Source organism: Moraxella sp. RCAD0137 (assembly GCF_002894025.1).
GTDB classification, from domain to species: domain Bacteria; phylum Pseudomonadota; class Gammaproteobacteria; order Pseudomonadales; family Moraxellaceae; genus Moraxella; species Moraxella porci.
Map to the genome: position 1 here is coordinate 1 of NZ_LTCC01000035.1, position 1261 is coordinate 1261.

The window sequence follows — 1261 nt, forward strand, 5'->3', positions numbered from 1 at the left end:
TGTACCGGTCAACTATTTTCAAACAACCCCTAAGAGGGTTTTGTTAAAAAACTGTCGTTCTTTTTCAACAGGGCTTAGGTAGTTATTAAAGCTGTGGGGTCTGAGTTGACTGTAATAGCCAAGAATATAACTTGCCACATCTACTTTTGCTTCATGAATATTCTCATAACCATGTTTTGGCATCCACTCATATTTAAAACTTCGAAAGAATCTTTCTGTTGGTGCATTATCCCAACAGTTGCCTTTTCTGCTCATACTGTGTGTCATCTTACATCTAGCAATAGTATCAGCAAAGGTGCGACTGGTGTAATGAGATCCTTGATCTGAATGAAATAACACACCGGTTGGTTGAAAGCGTATGGTATAAGCCATAGCCAATGCTTTGGTGGTCAACTCACTGTTTGGGCGATCACTCATGGCAAAGCCAATGATGTGTCTGGCATATAAATCCATCACCACTGCCAAATAACAAAATCCTGCTTTGGTGTGAATATACGTCACATCCGATACCCATACTTGATTGGGTGCAGCTGGTGCAAACTGCCGTTTAAGCAAGTTGTCATGCACTGTATGGGCTTGATCAGCCATACGATAGCGATGCTTGATGCTTTGACGACTGATGAGTCCTTGTGCTCTCATCAATTGACGTGCTTTATAGCGTGTCAGTTTAATCTGATGCGCACGGCTAACCATAGCAGCAATACTTCTAGATCCTGCTGATCCTTTAGAGCAATCAAAGGCTTGTTTTACCCATAAGCGTAGCTCAATCTCTTTGCGTGTTGGTAGTTTTGGTTTTTGCTTGACATAATAAGTACTTCGGCAAATACCAAATAACTGACACAGCTTTGCTTTACTGATGCTGTATTGCCCCATCAATTGCTCTATTAGCGGGATAGTAAGCTGTCTTGAGCTAATAGAGCGGATGCCTTTTTTAAAATATCTCGCTCAAGTCTTAGCTGGGCATTTTCTTTACGAAGACGCTCAAGCTCTCGTTGTTCTGGTGTTAGGGCATGACCTGTGGCTAATGGCTTGCCTTGAAGTTCAAGACGATAACGCTTAAGCCAGTTTTCTAAAGTCGATTTACCGATATCATATTGCTTAGCAACATCAACAACACGCTGATTTTGTTCTTCAATGAGTTTGACCATTTCTAGTTTAAATTCGCTGCTGTACTGCTTACGCTGTTTTGTCATGAGAGATTGCTCCTAGTTTGGGGTAGTATAACCTCTTATGGGGTGTCTGGGAATATTGTACCGGTACA

General features: G+C 41.6%; 2 protein-coding genes. Both read right to left on the reverse strand.

All coding sequences use genetic code 11. The features are described 5' to 3' along the window. Positions 1 to 18 precede the first annotated feature (18 nt). A complete protein-coding gene (locus tag AZ602_RS09890) occupies positions 19 to 924 on the reverse strand; it encodes an IS3 family transposase (RefSeq protein WP_146025243.1) in 906 nt (301 codons plus the stop codon). Beyond that, positions 885 to 1193 (reverse strand): transposase, encoded by a 309-nt coding sequence (locus AZ602_RS09895; RefSeq protein WP_103034747.1) that lies wholly within the window; start codon positions 1191 to 1193, stop codon positions 885 to 887. The genes AZ602_RS09890 and AZ602_RS09895 overlap by 40 nt, the downstream gene beginning before the upstream one ends. Positions 1194 to 1261 lie beyond the last annotated feature (68 nt).

What these genes read in the sequence shown, in the direction of transcription:
- AZ602_RS09895 (WP_103034747.1), bottom strand. Translation starts at nt 1,193, where the DNA reads ATGACAAAACAGCGTAAGCAGTACAGCAGCGAATTTAAACTAGAAATG.